Origin of the sequence: Bradyrhizobium sp. Leo170, from assembly GCF_004296405.1 — a bacterium.
Lineage (GTDB): Bacteria > Pseudomonadota > Alphaproteobacteria > Rhizobiales > Xanthobacteraceae > Bradyrhizobium.
In genome coordinates this window covers 1-15,930 of the sequence record NZ_PSRR01000035.1, presented here as the reverse complement: position 1 = coordinate 15,930, position 15,930 = coordinate 1, and the positions used below count along the sequence as shown (strand labels likewise).

The following is a 15,930-nucleotide window of genomic DNA, read 5'->3' as shown; positions in this document are numbered from 1 at the left end:
GGCGTGGGAATTGGCAAGAGTTCCAGGAGGCAATCCGCCGCAACGGGATTGCCCAATCATTGGGCAGGGCGATTTGAGGCGAGGTACGCCCCGCGCCGGGGGTCAGGTGAAGCAGGAGAGGATGTGAAGCAGGCGCTCCCGGTTCTCCTTGCCGATCTTCTCGGCTACGTGACGTTCGTGCTCGGCAGCAAGCCGCTTGAACTGACGCAGCGATGTCTCGCCTTGCGCGGTAAGATACAAGGCGTGGCACCGCCGGTCGGACGGGGACTGGACTCGCTTGACCAGCTTGCGCCGCTCGAGGCCGTCCAGGAGGTGCACCAGCCTGGCGCGCTCGATCCCGAGCCGCTTCGCCACCGCCATCTGGCTCAGGCCCGGATTGGCGCCGATCACGGTCATGACGGAATATTGCGTCGGCCTGATATCGACCGCCGCAAGCGTCTTGATGAAATCCTGGAAGATCCAGATCTGAAATCGTCGCACTGCGTAGCCGGCATGCCCGGCCAGCGCGTCGAGCCCGACCTCACGGTCCGCGTCTTCTCGACGCGCCTTGCCGTTTCTTGTTGGTCTTCCTGCTGGTTTCGCGTTGGCGGAAGTCAGCCGCAGCGGCGCCGCTCTGTTGGCCACGTGATTCCTCCGATGCCGCGTCCCTTTTAACGCCCGAGCAGGGGCAAGAAAAGATTGTTGTTGACGACAACAATTGTCCTGCCCAACATTATGACCAAGCAGCCCGGAACGAGGCTGCAGCCGGCGGCCATAAGCTGCGCCGGGCAAGCCCGGTCAGGACGGGCGAGGAGGAAACCATGACGATTGCCGCCGCGCGCGGGGACAATCCCGATCATCTGTTTGCTGTGCCCGCGATCGTTGCCGATCGGCGGGGCGACGGCAGCATCATCGTGAAATCGACCGTGCCCTTGCGCGAAGGCGCGCGCTGCGTCGGCGACTGGCTGGAGCATTGGGCGCGGCAGATGCCGAACAGGGCCTTCCTCGCCGAGCGCGCCGATGTCGAGGTGCCCTGGACCACCGTCAGCTATGCCGATGCCTTGGCGCAGGTGCGTGCGCTCGCATCCTGGATCCTGGCGCAGGGCCTTAGCGCCGAACGCCCGGTGATGATCCTTTCCGACAACAGCATCGATCACGCGCTGCTCGCGCTCGCCGCCCAGCATGTCGGCGTGCCGTCGGCTGCGATCTCGCCGGCCTATTCGCTGATGTCGAAGGATTTCGACAAGCTGACGAGCATGGTCCGGCTGCTCGAGCCCGGCGCGATCTATGTCTCCGCCACCAGGCCGTTCGCGGCGGCGCTGGCGGCAATCAGGCCGCTGCATACCGCGAGCACCATCAGCGGCGCTGCCGACGACAGCGATGCGATTTCGTTCCGCGCCATCGCGGCTACGCCCGAGACCGCGGAGGTGGAAAAGGCCTTCGCGGCGGTGACGCCGGACACCATCGCAAAATTCCTGTTCACCTCGGGGTCGACGGGCGCGCCGAAGGCCGTGATCAACACCCAGCGCATGCTGACCTCGAGCCAGCAGGCCAAGGCGCAGACCTGGACCTTCCTTGATGCTGACAGCGACGATCTCGTGATCCTGGATTGGCTGCCCTGGAGCCACACCTTCGGCGCCAACCACAATTTCAACCTGGTGCTGCGTAACGGCGGCACGCTTTATATCGACGGCGGTAAGCCGGCGCCGGGCCTGTTCGCGACGTCGCTCGCAAATCTGCGCAGCGTGGTGCCGACGGTCTATTTCAACGTGCCGCGCGGTTTCGACATGCTGATCGCGGCGCTTCGCGACCATGACGAGCTACGCCGCAAATTCTTCGGCGAGGTGAAATTCGCCTTCTATGCCGGCGCGGCGCTGCCGCAGAATCTATGGGACGCGATGGAAGAATTGTCCGTGAAGACCGTCGGCCGCCGGCTTCCGATGGTGTCGGCCTGGGGCTCGACCGAGACGTCGCCGCTCGCGACCGATTGCCATTTTCTGGCGGAGCGTTCCGGCAATATCGGCGTTCCGGTCCCGGGCACCGAATTGAAGCTGGTCAGCTCCGGCGACAAGCTCGAGGTCCGCGTGCGCGGCCCCAATGTCACGCCGGGCTACTGGAAGGCGCCGGAGCTGACGGCGCAGGCGTTCGACGAGGAAGGCTTTTACCGGATCGGCGATGCCGTGAGGTTTGCCGATCCGGAACAGCCGGAGCGCGGGCTTTTCTTCGACGGCCGCGTTGCCGAGGATTTCAAGCTCAATTCCGGCACCTGGGTCAGCGTCGGCACGCTGCGCGTCGCCGGCATCGCCGCACTGGCGCCGCTCGCGCAGGACATCGTCGTCACCGCCCATGGCGGCGACGAAGTTCGCTTCCTGGTATTCCCCAACATCGCCGCCTGCCGCGCGCAGGCCGCGTTACCCGACAGCGCCGATATCGCCGATGTGATCGGCCACGAATCGATCCGCGGCGCGATCGCGCAGGGTCTTGCCAGACTGAGGGCGCAGAGCGGCAACTCCTCCGGCCACGCCACGCGCGCGCTGTTGCTTGCGGAGCCCGCCTCCGTTGACGGCGGCGAGATCACCGACAAGGGCTACATCAACCAGCGCGCGGTGCTGACGCGCCGCGCGGACGCGGTGGCGATGCTGGATGACGATACCTCGCGTGAATGGATCGCCTGCGCCGGCTGACGCCGGGCAAAGCGTCAGGAGCCGGTCTGGCCGGTGACGGCGCCGAGATTGTTGTGCAGCCGGCGCAACAGATCGATCAGCATCTCCCGCTCGTCCTTGCGCAGGCAGGACAACAGCCGACGCTCGCGATCGAGCGCGGCGACGATGACCTTGTCATGGATGGCGCGGCCTCTGGCCGTCAGCGTGATCGAATGGCTGCGGCCGTCGTTCGGGTTGGCGCGGATCGCGACCAGCCCGCGCTTCTGCAACAGCGCCAGCGTCCGGCTCACCGGTCCCTTGTCGAAGCCGATGATGTGGCAGATGCGCGAGGCGGGGATGCCCGGCTCGATCGCGAGCTGCGACATGATCCGCCACTCCGTGACATTGACGCCGAAATGACGCTGGTAGAACGAGGTGGCGCTGTTCGACAGCTTGTTGGCAATGAAGGTGACGAAGGCCGGCACGTAGCGATCGAGATCGAGCGTTGGGCCGGAATTGACAGCCGCTGCTTGCGCGGGTCTCGGCCGGCGCGGCTTCCTGGGGGAGGTTTGAGTGCTCATTTCTTCGATCATCGCTGCGGGGTCACGGCCCGCAATAAGGTCGTTCCAGCGGTTCTTTTTGGTTTAAGGCTATCGCGCCACCTTGCTGCTGCCCTGGGTGATCAGCCGGGCCGCGCGCTGGTCGCGGGCGTGAATCCAGAGCCAGCTCAGCGCGACGCTGAGGCGGTGGCGGATGCCGATAAGGAAGTAGATGTGGGCGACGCCCCAGATCCACCAGGCGATGGCGCCGCGCAGCTTGAGCCAACCAAAATCGATCACGGCCAACCGCTTGCCGATCTGGGCGAGGCTGCCCTGGTGCTTGTAGCGGAATGGCGGCAGTGTGCGGCCTTCGAGCCGCGCCCTGATCAGCGTCGCGACGTAACGCCCTTCCTGCTTTGCCGCCGGTGCGATGCCGGGCACCGGCTTGCCGTCGGGACCGGCGATCGTGACGGTATCGCCGATCGCAAAGATGTCGGGATGACCGGGGACGGTGAGGTCGGGATTGACCTGTAGCCGGTAGGCGCGGTCGGCCGGCGCGTTCAGCCATTCGGCGGCCCGTGAGGCGCGCACGCCGGCAGCCCAGATGATGGTCCGCGCCTCCAATCTCTTGCCGCCATAGACCACGCCGTCGGCATCGCATTCGGTGACCGGCGCGCCCAGCATCACCTCGACGCCGAGCTTTTCGAGCGAACGCTGCGCGTAGGTCGAGAGATCGTCGGGAAAGCCTGCGAGTACCCGCGAGCCCGCCTCGATCAGAACGACGCGGGTCTTGTGGGTGTCGATGTTGCGGAAGTCAGGCGCCAGCGTGTCGCGTGCGAGGTCGGCGATGGTGCCGGCCATTTCGACGCCGGTCGGGCCGGCGCCGACGATGACGAAGGTCAATAGCGCCGCGCGCCGCGCCGGATCGGTCTCGCGCTCGGCGCGCTCGAAGGCGACGAGGATGCGGCGCCGGAGCGTGGTGGCATCCTCCAGCGTTTTCAGGCCTGGTGCGAACGGTTCCCATTCGTCGTGGCCGAAATAGTCGTGGCGTGCGCCGGTCGCGAGGATCAGCGTGTCATAGGGGACGCTGTCGCCGTCATCGAGCACGACACGCTTGCCTTCGGCGTCGATGCTGTTGACGTTGGCGAACAGTGTCGTCACCTCGCGGCGGTCGCGCAGGAGGTGGCGGATCGGCCAGGCGATCTCGGAGGTCGCCAGCGAAGCGGTCGCGACCTGGTAAAGCAGTGGCTGGAACAGATGATGATTGCGACGGTCGATCAAGGTAATCTTCACCGGCGCGCCGGCGAGCCCAAACGTCGCCTCCAAGCCACCAAAGCCTGCGCCGACGATCACCACGTGATGCGGATCTTTCGACGGCGTCGTCATGGATTATGGCCCCGGGGTTCTCGGTATCTCCGGGTAGATTATGTATTCATTTGTGCAGTTGTTCCAAGGCGCTTCTTTCTAATCGCACGATAGCGAAAACGTATGGCTCAGGCCTTCCGTGGTGCCGCGGCCGTGATCGGCGACGGCGCCTAGGAGCGCAAAAATTCTTCCCTAGGACCGTATCCTTTGACCGTCGCCAAACGTCCTTGGGATGCGCGATGGCTTCCGCATCGCGGCTCGAACCAGGGAGAGGACGATGACGACCAGGCTGATCAGGTACAAGGCGAAGCCCGAAATGGCCGATACGAACGCCGAACTGGTTGCGGCGGTGTTTGCGGAACTGAAGGCGGCAAAGCCCGATGGCGTGCGCTATCTCACGCTGCGGCTGGAGGACGACACGTTCATCCATGTCGTGGAGACCGCATCCGACGACGGGTCCAGCGCGTTGCCGCAGCTCGCCGCGTTCAAGGCGTTCCAGAGCGGCATTCGCGACCGTTGCGCCGAGCCGCCGCTGGTTCGCAGCGCCAGGGTGGTCGGCAACTACCGTATGCTGGAGCATGATCCTGAGCAGGGAGAATGACGCCAGTGTCCGATGCATCGGTGGCCGCGGGTCTCGACAGCCTCCTGGTCGTGCTGCGGCCGCGGCTGCACCGCTACTGCTCCCGCATGGTCGGTTCGGTGATCGACGGCGAGGACGTGTTGCAGGATGCGCTGATCAAGGCGGTGGAAGCGTTTCCTTTGGCTGGGGAGATCCAAAACCCGGAAGGCTGGCTGTTCAGGATAGCGCACAACGCCGCGCTCGATTTCCTGCGCCGCCGCCAGCGGCAGGCCGCGCTCCGGTCGGCGGAGGAGGTCGACATGATGGCCGACGAGCTCGACGACATCGCCCGCCGCGAGATCGCCGCCGCCAGCCTGCGTACTTTCATGCGCCTGCCGGTGGCGCAGCGCAGCAGCGTGATCCTGAGGGACGTGCTCGGCTATTCGCTGGCGGAAGTCTGCGAGATCATGGACCTGAGCCTGGTGGCGGCAAAGGCCAGCCTGCACCGTGGCCGGGTCCGGCTGCGCCAGCTCGCGCAAGAAGGCGACGACGCGCCGCGGCCGAAGCTGACGGACGCCGATCGGGCCCGTCTTTCCGCCTATGTCACCCATTTCAACGCCCGCGATTTCGACGCCATCCGCGCCATGATCGCCGACGACATCAAGCTTGATCTCGTCAGCAGGACCCGGCTCAATGGCAAAGCCGAGGTTTCGCGCTATTTCGGCAATTACGCCAAGGCCAGCGACTGGCATCTGGTGCCGGGGCTTGTGGAAGGCCGTCCCGCGATCCTGGTGTTCGACCCCACGGTGCCCGCCGCGACGCGGCCGAACTATTTCGTGCTGCTGGACTGGCGGGCCGACAGGGTTGCAAGCATCCGGGATTTCCGCCACGCGTCCTACGTCATCGAGGACGCGGAATATCTGGTGTAGTCGGCGCGGCAAAGGCGGCCGGCAGCAGCTCCGAAACTGCGACAATGGTTGCCCGGCAACCGGCACTATAATTCTTGCCAGCCTCGTATTTTACGAATTATGGTGCAGATTAGGCGCGAGCATGCACCGAAGGTTCTAAACGCCGCCTTCGGTTCACGCTTGCTGCCCAGTCAGGATTCCGCGCACAAAACACGTCACCCTGAGCGGGAGTGACGGGGGCACGGATGGCGCCGCCGGACGGTTCACCCGCCTGGCGGGCCGGTTGGAATGGTTGAGGAGGGGAGTGAACATGAAAACGTCATTTTGGCTGGCGGGCGTGACCGCGCTGGCGCTGGCGCAGCCCGCACTTGCGGCTGACACGATCAAGATCGGCTTTGTCTCGACTTTCAGCGGTCCGACCGCCGTCATCGGCAACGACATGCGGAACTCGTTCGAGCTGGCGCTCGACCATCTCGGCCGCAAGATGGACGGCAAGCCGGTTGAGGTGATCTATGAGGACGACCAGCAGAAGCCGGATGTCGGCAAGCAGAAGACCGAGAAACTGGTGCAGTCCGACAAGGTCGACTTCATTGTCGGCTACATCTGGTCGAACGTGCTCCTGGCCTCGCTGAAGACCGCCGTCGACAGCAAGACCTTCCTGATCTCGGCCAATGCCGGCCCGTCCCAGCTCGCCGGCGAGCTTTGCTCGCCTTACGTCTTCTCGACCTCCTGGCAGAATGACCAGACGCCCGCCGCCATGGGCCTCTACATGAACCAGAAGGGCGTGAAATCGGTGTTCCTGATCGGGCCGAACTATGCCGCCGGCAAGGACATGCTTGCGGGCGTCAAGAGCACCTTCAAGGGCGAGGTGGTCGGCGAAGAATATACGGTGTGGCCGAGCCAGCTCGATTTCTCCGCCGAGTTGACCAAGGCGCGCAACTCGAAGGCCGAGTCGATCTTCGTGTTCTATCCGGGCGCCGCCGGCGTGCAGTTCCTCAACCAGTATGTGCAGGCCGGCATCAAGCAGCAGATCCCGCTCTATACCGCCTTCACCATCGACGAATTGTCCTTGCCGCTGCAAAAGGAAAACGCGCTCGGCATTCCCGGGGCCCAGGAATGGGTGAACGACCTGCCGAACGAAGAGAACAAGCGCTTCGTCGCCGATTACCGCAAGAAATACGCGAACCTGCGCCCGACCTATTACGGCGCGCAAGCCTATGACGCCGCCCAGCTCATCAACAGCGCGGTGGTCGCGGTGAAGAGCGACCTGACCAAAAAGGACGCGATGAAGGCGGAGATGGAGAAGGCCAACTTCAAGTCGCTGCGCGGTCCGTTCAAATACGGCAACAACCACATCCCGATCCAGAATTTCTACCTGCAGGACGTGGTCAAGGACGCGGACGGCCAGCTATCGCTGAAGACGGTGGCAACCATCGTCGAGAACGACCAGGATCGCTTCCACGACAAGTGCCCGATGAAGTGATGTTCGAGCATGATCCGGAAAAGTGGAAACCGGTTTTCCCTCGCGACAAACGCGAAGCGTTTGCGCGGAGATCATGCTCAAACCAAAAGGTTCACCTCGCCCCGCTTGCGGGGAGAGGTCGGATCGCTCTCGCGATCCGGGTGAGGGGGACTCTCCGCGGGCGCGGTGTTCGCGGAGGCAGCCTCTCACCCCGACGCTCTCAGAGCGAGCTTTCGCTCGTCTCGACCCCGCAAGGGCGGGGCGAGGGAGAAGGCGGCGGCGCATGCGCGCTGCCGCTGTTTTGTTTGTGAGGCTGATATAAGTCGCCGATGTTCCTTCTGATCGAACAACTTCTGAACGGATTGCAGTTCGGCCTGCTCTTGTTCCTGCTGGCGGCCGGGCTCACGCTGGTGTTCGGCATCATGGATTTCGTGAACCTGGCGCATGGTTCGCTGTACATGATGGGCGCCTATTTCGCCGCCACCTTCGTCGGCTGGACCGGCAGCTTCGTGCTCGGTGCGGTCCTCGCGCTCGCCGCCACGCTTCTGCTCGGCATCGCCCTTGAATTCGTGGCGCTCAGGCATCTCTATGGCCGCGACCATCTCGACCAGGTGCTGGCGACCTTCGGCCTGATCCTGTTCTTCAATGACATGGTGCGGCTGATCTGGGGGCCGGCCGGCCTCGCGCTGCCATTGCCGACATGGCTGACCACCCCGGTCCAGCTCCTGCCCGGCGTGTACTATCCGGCCTACCGGCTCTCGATCATCATCGTCGCGCTGCTGGTCGCAGCAATGCTTTATCTCGTGGTGATGCGCACCCGCATCGGCATGCTGATCCGCGCCGGCGCCTCCAACCGCGAGATGGCCGGCGCGCTCGGCATCAACATCAAGCTGCTGTTCACCTTGGTATTTGGCCTTGGCGCCGCGCTCGCGGGCCTTGCCGGCTTGATGCAGGCGCCGATCCTGACCGTGCAGATCGGCATGGGCGAGAACATCCTGATCCTCGCCTTCGTCATCATCGTGATCGGCGGCATCGGCTCGATCCGCGGTGCCTTCCTTGCCGCGATCTTCGTCGGCATCATCGACACGCTCGGCCGCGCCTTCCTGCCGGATTTGCTGCGCACGGTGCTGAGCGGTGCCGCCGCCTCGACCGCAGCACCCGCTTTGTCCTCGATGCTGATCTACCTGTTGATGGCGATCGTGCTGGTCTTGCGGCCGGAGGGGCTGTTTCCGGCCGCCAAGCGATGAAGTCCAAGCTCAACGCCAGCAACGCCGTCGTGGCGGTCGTTTGCGCCGCGCTTGTCCTGCTGCCGGTCTATTCGGCGGTTACAGGCAATATCTTCATCCTGACGCTGTTCACGCGGATCATCATCTTTGCGCTGGCGGCCTCGAGCCTGAACCTGATGATGGGCTATGGCGGCATGATGAGCTTCGGCCACGCCGCCTATCTCGGCATCGGCGGCTATGCCGTCGGCATCCTGGCGGCCGAGGGCATCGGCTCCGGCTTCATCCAGTGGCCGGTGGCGCTTGCCGTCTCCGCTTTGTTTGCGCTGGTGATCGGCGCGCTATCGTTGCGGACCCGCGGCGTCTATTTCATCATGATCACGCTCGCCTTTGCACAGATGGCCTATTACGTCGCCTCCGCGCTGTCGCGCTACGGCGGTGACGACGGCCTGACCATCTACAAGCGCAGCACCTTCGACGGGCTGATCAACCTCTCGGACCGCACGCAGTTCTATTATCTCTGCCTGGCCTGCCTGTTCGGCGGCGTCTACCTGATCTGGCGCATCGTCAATTCGCGGTTCGGCCTGGTGGTGCAGGGCGTGCGCTCCAACGAGCAGCGCATGCAGGCAATCGGCTTTCCGGCCTATCGCTACCGGCTGACCTGCTTCGTCATCGCGGGCACCATCTGCGGCCTTGCCGGCGCGCTGCTCGCCAACAACACCGATTTCGTCAGCCCGGCCGTGATGTACTGGACGCGGTCCGGCGATCTCATGGTGATGGTGATCCTGGGCGGGATGGGCTCGCTGTTCGGCCCGTTGATCGGCGCGATCGTCTATCTCGTGCTGGAAGAATTGCTGTCGCAGTTCACCGAATATTGGGCGCTGATCATGGGCCCGCTCTTGCTCTTGATCGTCCTGTTTGCGCGTGGTGGCATCATGGGCCTGCTCGGGAGGGTGCGTCGTGGCTGATCCCCTGCTTCGCGTCGACAATCTGGTGCGCCGTTTCGGCGGCATCCTCGCGACCGACAATCTGTCGCTCGAAGTGCCGCGCGGCGAACTGCATGCGATCATCGGACCCAACGGCGCCGGCAAGACTACGTTGATCAGTCAGTTGACCGGGCAATTGATGCCGAATTCCGGCACCATCCATTTTGCCGGTCGCGATGTCACGCGGTTGCCGTCCTACCGGCGAAGCCGGCTCGGGCTGGCGCGCTCGTTCCAGATCACCTCGCTACTCAAGGATTTCAGCGCCATCGACAACGTCGCGCTCGCGGCGCAGGCGCATGATGGTCACTCCTTCCGCTTCTGGGGCAACGCGCGGAAGGAGAAGCATCTGCGCGATACCGCGCGTGCGGCGCTGGAGCGCGTCGGGCTCGGATCGCGCGCCGATGTCCTGGTCTCCGAGCTCAGCCATGGCGAGCAGCGCGAACTCGAACTTGCGGTGGCCCTTGCGACCAAGCCGCAGCTCTTGCTGCTGGACGAACCGATGGCGGGCCTCGGTGTCACCGAGTCCGCGCGGATGGTCACTCTGTTGAAGGAGCTGCGCAAGGAGTTCACCATCGTGCTGGTCGAGCACGACATGGAAGCGGTGTTCGCGCTCGCCGACCGCATCACGGTCCTGGTCTATGGCCGCGTCATCGCCTGCGACACGCCGGATGCGATCCGCCGGCATGAAGAGGTCAAGCGCGCCTATCTCGGCGAACAGCATGCGGTGACCCGTCAGGGAGGCCCAATTGGCTGACACATTGCTCGACGTCGAAGGGATCGAGACCTGCTACGGCCTGAGCCAGGTGCTGTTCGGCCTGTCGCTGTCGATCAAGCGCGGCGAGATGATCGCGCTGATGGGCCGCAACGGCATGGGCAAGACCACCACGATCCGCTCCATCATGGGGCTGACTCCGGCGCGGTCAGGTGCGATCCGCTTTGCCGGGCAACAAGTGCGCGGCCTGCCGTCCTACAAGATCGCAAAACTCGGCATCGGCCTGGTGCCGGAGGGACGCCAGATCTTTCCGAATCTGACCGTGCGCGAAAACCTGGTCGCGGCCTCCGGCAATCGCCAGGGCAGCTCCGATCCCTGGACGCTGGAGAAGATCCATGCGCTGTTCCCGCGGCTCGCCGAGCGCGGCAGCAACATGGGCGTCACGCTCTCCGGCGGCGAGCAGCAGATGCTCGCGATCGGTCGCGCACTGATGACCAATCCGAAACTCCTGATCCTGGACGAGGCCACCGAAGGCCTCGCCCCCTTGATCCGCGACGAGATCTGGAGCTGCCTGTCGATGCTGAAGGGGCGCGGCCAATCCGTGCTCGTGATCGACAAGAACGTCGGAAACCTCGCCCGCATCGCCGACCGCCATTACATCATCGAGCGCGGCCGCACCGTGTGGAGCGGCACGTCGGAGCAACTGGTCGCCGAGCCCGATCTGCAGCACCGCTATCTCGGGATTTGAGGCGCGGCTTGGCGGTCTGGACGAGCTGGGCCGCGTACCCCGCTTGCGCGACCCACTGAAGTCGATGTCCGCTTCGCGCCCAACCTCCCGCTCAAACCTTGAAGTAACCCGGCTGGCCGATGTCGGCGATCAAGTTAGCCCCAGTGGGCGTCCAGCCCAACCGCTGCTGCGTCAAAGCGCTGGAGGCCGGCATGTCCAAACCGGCGAACATTGCCAGTGGCCCGTAATAATCGGCCGCCTCTTCCTTCTTGATCGAAACGACCGGCACATTCAACGCGCGGCCGATCACTTCGATGACTTGGCGCATGGGTACGCCTTCCTCGCCAACCGCGTGGTAAATTCCGTCTACCGCGCCCTTCTCCAACGCAAGCCGGTATAAGCGGGCGACATCCAGCCTATGCGCCGCTGCCCAGCGTTCGGCGCCTTCGCCGACATAGGCGGCGGCGCCTTTTTGACGCGCGAGCTCGAGCAGATAAGTGATCAACCCAGCTTTTCCGTCGGCGCCATGCACTTGCGGCAGGCGTATCGCCATCGCGCGCACGCCACGCGACGCATAGGCCAAACCGGCCTGCTCGGACACGCGCGGAACATGCGGGCTTGAATCGCGTCGCATATCTTCGGTGATCATCATACCTGGCGCGATGAGGCCCGTTCCCGAGGTCACGATGAAAGGCTTGTTCGTGCCAGCCAGCACGTCGCCCATTGCTTCGATGGCGGCCTTGTCGATCGCGCCATTCTCCGCGAATTTCGAGAAATCATGGATGAAGGCCAGATGGATCACGCCGTCCGAATCCCTTGCGCCGCGCTTCAGGCTTTCCAGGTCCTGCAGCGAGCCGCGATGAACCTCCGCGCCCAGTTTCTCGAGCGTCTCGACGTTCGCTTCGGAGCGCGCGAGGCCGACGACTTGATGCCCGTTGGCGATGAGTTCTTTTGTAGTTTCGGTGCCGATAAATCCGGCGGCGCCGGTGACGAATACGCGCATGAGAAGCACTCCCTGTTCGGAATGCCGGGATATTGCTAAGCTCGTCATTCGGGTAAAGTAGTGAGATTATACAGGTATAATCGCTAACAGGATGACGGACGCGAACTCGCTCGGGGCTTATCTCAAGGATCGTCGCGCGAAGCTCGATCCTACGGCATTCGGCTTTCCGCTGAAGCGGCGGCGAACGCTGGGACTTCGGCGCGAAGAAGTGGCGCAGCGCGCGAATGTGAGCGTCACATGGTACACTTGGCTGGAGCAGGGGCGCGGCGGAGCACCCTCGGCCGACGTGCTGGATCGCATTGCCCGCGCCATGATGCTGACCGACGTGGAGCGCGAACATCTGTTTCTGCTCGGCCTAGGCCGGCCACCCGAAGTCCGCTATCATGCGCCCGAAGGTATCTCACCCCGTCTGCAACGCGTGCTCGACACGCTGGAATGCAGTCCCGCTTTTATTCGCACGGCGACATGGGATTTGATCGCGTGGAACAGGGCCGCCGCGACGGTCCTCACCGACTACAGCAAACTGCCGGACGGGCAGCGCAATGTTTTGCGCATGATGTTCCGCGATAGCCGCGTGCGCGCAGCGCAGTCCAACTGGCAAAGTGTTGCGCGGTATGTGGTGGCCTCCTTCCGCGCGGATGTGGCGCGCGCCGGTGCGGCGCGCAATGTGCAATCGTTGGTCGATGAACTTTCCGCGACAAGCCCCGAATTCGCGGCGATGTGGCGTGACAACGACGTGCAAGGGCACGGCGATGGCGTGAAAGTCCTGCATCATCCCACCGCGGGACCGCTCTCGATGGAGTTTTCTGCTTTCGCCGTCGATGGCCGGCCCGACCTCAACATGGTGATCTACAATCCTGCAACGCCCGCGGACGCGGACAAGATCCGCGCGCTTCTGAAGTCTCTGCCGAAGTAGGCGCGATGGGCGTCACGCTCTCCGGCGGCGAGCAGCAGATGCTCGCAATCGGCCGCGCGCTGGTGACCAATCCGAAGCTCCTGATCCTGGATGAGGCCACCGAAGGCCTTGCCCCGCTTATCCGCGACGAGATCTGGAGCTGCCTCTCGATGCTGAAAGGGCGCGGCCAATCCGTGCTCGTGATCGACAAGAACGTCGGCAACCTCGCCCGCATCGTCGACCGCCACTACATCATCGATCGCGGCCGCACTGTGTGGAGCGGCACGTCAGAGCAACTGGTCGCCGAGCCCGATCTGCAGCACCGGTATCTCGGGATTTGAGGCGCGGCTTGGCGCCGCGATTGCTGCGCGGCACCAAATGATGGGCCAGAAGCAGCCATCTGTTCTCTGGGCTGATCAATCATCTGCGGAACAGACAAAATCGAACTGCGTCGTAATTCCTTCGTCGGACGACGCTTTGGGATAGTAGGCTTGGCTTCATGCGAAACCGAGGCTCCGAAAGTGCCAAGCCTGTTGCGATCACCGCGATCTATCACCCCTCCGCGCGTGCCTGCGTCCAGACCGCGATCGGCTGCTCGAGCCCGCGGATGGTCTGCGGGGCCTGGGCCATCAGGGGACGAAACACCGCTTCTGCACTGTCGAGTTCGGTCCTGGCCTGCCTGACGAGATCGTCGCTCGCCACCAGCGCGCAGTCGAGCGCGCGGGTCAAGGCTTCGAGCCGGCTTGCGGCGTTCACGGTCGAACCGATCACCGCAAATTCGAGACAGGTCAGCCCGATGTCGCCGAGCACGACCGGCCCATAATGCAAGCCAAAACTGACGCGGATCGGAGTCTCGCCCGCCGCTTTGCGCTGGTTGTTCCATCGATCCGCCGCCGACATCATCGCCTGCGCACAGCGTAGCGCGTTAATGGCGTCGGCCTTTCCGACGAACGGCGTGCCGAAGGTCGCCATCAGCCCGTCGCCGAGATATTTGTCCAGCGTGCCGCTGTGACGGAAGACCTCCTGCTCCATCAGCGCGTGGAATTCGCGCAAGGTGCGCACGACCTCGTCCGGCGTGCGCGCGTCGGCGAAGGCCGTGAAGCCGACGATGTCGACGAACAGCACCGCGACGTTTTGCGTGCGCACCTGCTTCAGTGGCTCGTCATGCCCTGACAATTCCTCGACCACGTTCGGCGAGAAGTAGCGCGCGAGATTGCCGCGTTCGCGCTCCACCGCGGCATGGCGGATCAAGAGATCATTGCTGCGGCGCACCGCCACGGCGAGCGTCACCGCGACGATCATGAACACGACGATCTCCTGAATGCGCTCGCCGAACACGATCGAGTTGGGCGAGATCAGTTGAAACAGCCGGTGATCGCTGCCGATTGCCGCTGCGATACGGGCGGTCAGCGCGGGATCGCGATCGGGCTGCCACCACACCCAGGCAATGCCGATGATCCAGAGGGCGGAGGTCCACGTTCCGACCGCGATGACCGTTCGCCAGGAATAGGCCAGCGTGGCGCCCGATAGAAGCACGAAAAAATAGATGAAGTTGCCGAAATGGAGTTGCATCGCCGCCGGCCAGTGCCCGGAGCCGAGGGGATTCGGTCCCACGATGACGAACGTCAGCAGCGCGAGGTCGCAGAACAGCAGCGCAAGCTCCGGCCTCGACACGCCGACCCGCCCGACTCTGGCCTGAGCCCAGCCGATTAGCGCGAACAGGCCCAGCAGAGCCACATAATATAGCTGCTCCCATGCCGGGTTGATAATCGGCAACAGGCAGGCGATTACGGCAAGCGCGACATAGCGCGCCCGCACCGCCAGCCGCAGGCCCTCCTGCTTAGCCGCTGCGAGCGCAGCCTGCGCAAACTGAACGGTGTCAGTTTCGGTGTCGCGCCGACTGCGCGCGGGGAGCGCGGCGGGCAAGTCGAGGCGCTCGACAAGCGTGGTCACGGGCGGTCTCCTTCGATTGGGCGGCTGCAGCACAGTAACGGACATCAGCAGCCGCAACCAACAATCAGTGTAGTGATACATGAGTTTCAGGTCACCAGTTCAGGCTGAGGACATCGACCTACTCGCGAAAATGGATGTCAGCTGTATGCTCGGCAGCGCATCAACCAGGCATCGCGGGAGGTCCGTTCCGGGTCATTTTCGACCGAGTGAGCCGGGTGTACCGATCGGTTGATGTCCGCTTGGCCGCTAAAGCATGACAAGGGCGAACGGTGACGAAGAAGCTGTCCAGATGATCGACACCTCGATTTGGTCGGTATCAACGCCTGCCGGTCTGGATCGCACTGGCAGCCGGTGAGGCCCACGGTTGTAGCTCTGCGCTAATGAGCCCACGGCCCAATTGATGACGAAGCATAGCCCGGCGTTCGCTTGCGACTATGATAGTGGGTGACGCCTTGCGCCGTCGCTCGCCGCAAACTTCGCCGTCATTCCGGGATGCGTGCGAAGCATGCAGGCCCGGAATCCATTGGGCCGCAAGCGCCTGTGGTGAAATGGATTCCGGGCTCGATGCTGTCGCATCGCCCCGGAATGACGGCCCCCGTCATTGCGAGCCAACGGGTCGCGCGAACGCGCGCCCGATGACAGGCTCCGCGAAGCAATCCATGCCTCCACTTGCGGCGCTATGGATTGCTTCGCTCTGCTCGCAATGACGATGTGGACGCTTTGGGTGCGACAAAACAACCCGACGGGCAAATCACCAAAAGTCTGTCCAGCCCTCGCAGAAAAAACATTCCGCTTCCGTCGTCGGGCAAATCAGTGATTTAACTCCGCGCGTCTCAGCGCGAATGAGGGGCGGCTCGCGATCGTCACGAACGTTGCGGTGAGATGCGGTGGACGTGAAGTGTGTGACTGACGAGCGCGCGCATCACGGACGGCGAAGTCGTGTGGTCCTGGCGCCCCGACGCTGGCGCTAAGTTTTT

14 protein-coding genes and 1 pseudogene are annotated in these 15,930 nt (G+C 63.9%); 10 read left to right on the top strand and 5 right to left on the bottom strand.

Annotation, left to right across the window (positions count from 1 at the left end):
- Nucleotides 1-102: 102 nt before the first annotated feature.
- Entirely contained in the window at nt 103-597 is a 495-nt protein-coding gene (locus CWO89_RS09205; protein WP_207234436.1) for a MarR family winged helix-turn-helix transcriptional regulator, read from the bottom strand.
- Between the two features lie 203 nt (nt 598-800).
- Here CWO89_RS09205 and CWO89_RS09200 point away from each other — a divergent pair, with 203 nt between their 5' ends.
- Complete coding sequence (locus CWO89_RS09200) at nt 801-2,663, top strand: feruloyl-CoA synthase (protein WP_130578311.1); 1,863 nt, start codon at nt 801-803, stop codon at nt 2,661-2,663.
- Between the two features lie 14 nt (nt 2,664-2,677).
- On the opposite strand, the gene CWO89_RS09195 is transcribed toward CWO89_RS09200, so the two are convergent.
- Complete coding sequence (locus CWO89_RS09195; RefSeq protein WP_130578310.1) at nt 2,678-3,202, bottom strand: MarR family winged helix-turn-helix transcriptional regulator; 525 nt, start codon at nt 3,200-3,202, stop codon at nt 2,678-2,680.
- Nucleotides 3,203-3,271: 69 nt separating this feature from the next.
- Entirely contained in the window at nt 3,272-4,546 is a 1,275-nt protein-coding gene (locus CWO89_RS09190; RefSeq protein WP_130578309.1) for an NAD(P)/FAD-dependent oxidoreductase, read from the bottom strand.
- A 256-nt stretch (nt 4,547-4,802) separates the two neighbouring features.
- Here CWO89_RS09190 and CWO89_RS09185 point away from each other — a divergent pair, with 256 nt between their 5' ends.
- The 7 genes from CWO89_RS09185 to CWO89_RS09155 all read left to right on the top strand — a co-directional run bounded on the left by CWO89_RS09185 (nt 4,803) and on the right by CWO89_RS09155 (nt 11,123).
- Nucleotides 4,803-5,126 (top strand): hypothetical protein, encoded by a 324-nt coding sequence (locus CWO89_RS09185; protein ID WP_130578308.1) that lies wholly within the window; start codon nt 4,803-4,805, stop codon nt 5,124-5,126.
- Entirely contained in the window at nt 5,123-6,013 is an 891-nt protein-coding gene (locus CWO89_RS09180) for a sigma-70 family RNA polymerase sigma factor (RefSeq protein WP_130578307.1), read from the top strand. The genes CWO89_RS09185 and CWO89_RS09180 overlap by 4 nt, the downstream gene beginning before the upstream one ends.
- 289 nt (nt 6,014-6,302) lie before the next feature.
- On the top strand, nt 6,303-7,475 hold the full coding sequence (locus tag CWO89_RS09175) for an ABC transporter substrate-binding protein (protein WP_130578306.1): 1,173 nt from the start codon (nt 6,303-6,305) through the stop codon (nt 7,473-7,475).
- A gap of 308 nt (nt 7,476-7,783) precedes the next feature.
- Nucleotides 7,784-8,701 carry a branched-chain amino acid ABC transporter permease gene (locus tag CWO89_RS09170; RefSeq protein WP_130578305.1) on the top strand — a complete coding sequence of 306 codons (918 nt, stop codon included), beginning with the start codon at nt 7,784-7,786 and terminating at the stop codon, nt 8,699-8,701.
- Nucleotides 8,698-9,645 carry a branched-chain amino acid ABC transporter permease gene (locus CWO89_RS09165; protein ID WP_130578304.1) on the top strand — a complete coding sequence of 316 codons (948 nt, stop codon included), beginning with the start codon at nt 8,698-8,700 and terminating at the stop codon, nt 9,643-9,645. Before CWO89_RS09170 ends, CWO89_RS09165 begins: the two co-directional genes overlap by 4 nt.
- Nucleotides 9,638-10,417, top strand: coding sequence for an ABC transporter ATP-binding protein (locus CWO89_RS09160; RefSeq protein ID WP_130578303.1), 780 nt, complete (start codon nt 9,638-9,640; stop codon nt 10,415-10,417). Before CWO89_RS09165 ends, CWO89_RS09160 begins: the two co-directional genes overlap by 8 nt.
- The gene (locus CWO89_RS09155; protein WP_130578302.1) at nt 10,410-11,123 is read left to right on the top strand and encodes an ABC transporter ATP-binding protein; all 714 of its coding nucleotides are present in this window, start codon (nt 10,410-10,412) and stop codon (nt 11,121-11,123) included. The genes CWO89_RS09160 and CWO89_RS09155 overlap by 8 nt, the downstream gene beginning before the upstream one ends.
- Nucleotides 11,124-11,214: 91 nt before the next feature.
- Here CWO89_RS09155 and CWO89_RS09150 read toward each other — a convergent pair whose 3' ends face one another.
- The gene (locus CWO89_RS09150; RefSeq protein ID WP_130578301.1) at nt 11,215-12,105 is read right to left on the bottom strand and encodes an SDR family oxidoreductase; all 891 of its coding nucleotides are present in this window, start codon (nt 12,103-12,105) and stop codon (nt 11,215-11,217) included.
- 91 nt (nt 12,106-12,196) lie between these two features.
- On the opposite strand from CWO89_RS09150, the gene CWO89_RS09145 reads away from it, so the two are divergent.
- Nucleotides 12,197-13,021, top strand: a complete 825-nt coding sequence (locus tag CWO89_RS09145; protein ID WP_130578300.1) for a helix-turn-helix transcriptional regulator — start codon at nt 12,197-12,199, stop codon at nt 13,019-13,021.
- 5 nt (nt 13,022-13,026) lie between these two features.
- A pseudogene (locus CWO89_RS09140) lies at nt 13,027-13,341 on the top strand (ATP-binding cassette domain-containing protein); the annotation flags it as partial.
- Nucleotides 13,342-13,552: 211 nt separating this feature from the next.
- Here CWO89_RS09140 and CWO89_RS09135 read toward each other — a convergent pair.
- The gene (locus CWO89_RS09135; RefSeq protein WP_165421066.1) at nt 13,553-14,953 is read right to left on the bottom strand and encodes an adenylate/guanylate cyclase domain-containing protein; all 1,401 of its coding nucleotides are present in this window, start codon (nt 14,951-14,953) and stop codon (nt 13,553-13,555) included.
- Nucleotides 14,954-15,930 lie beyond the last annotated feature (977 nt).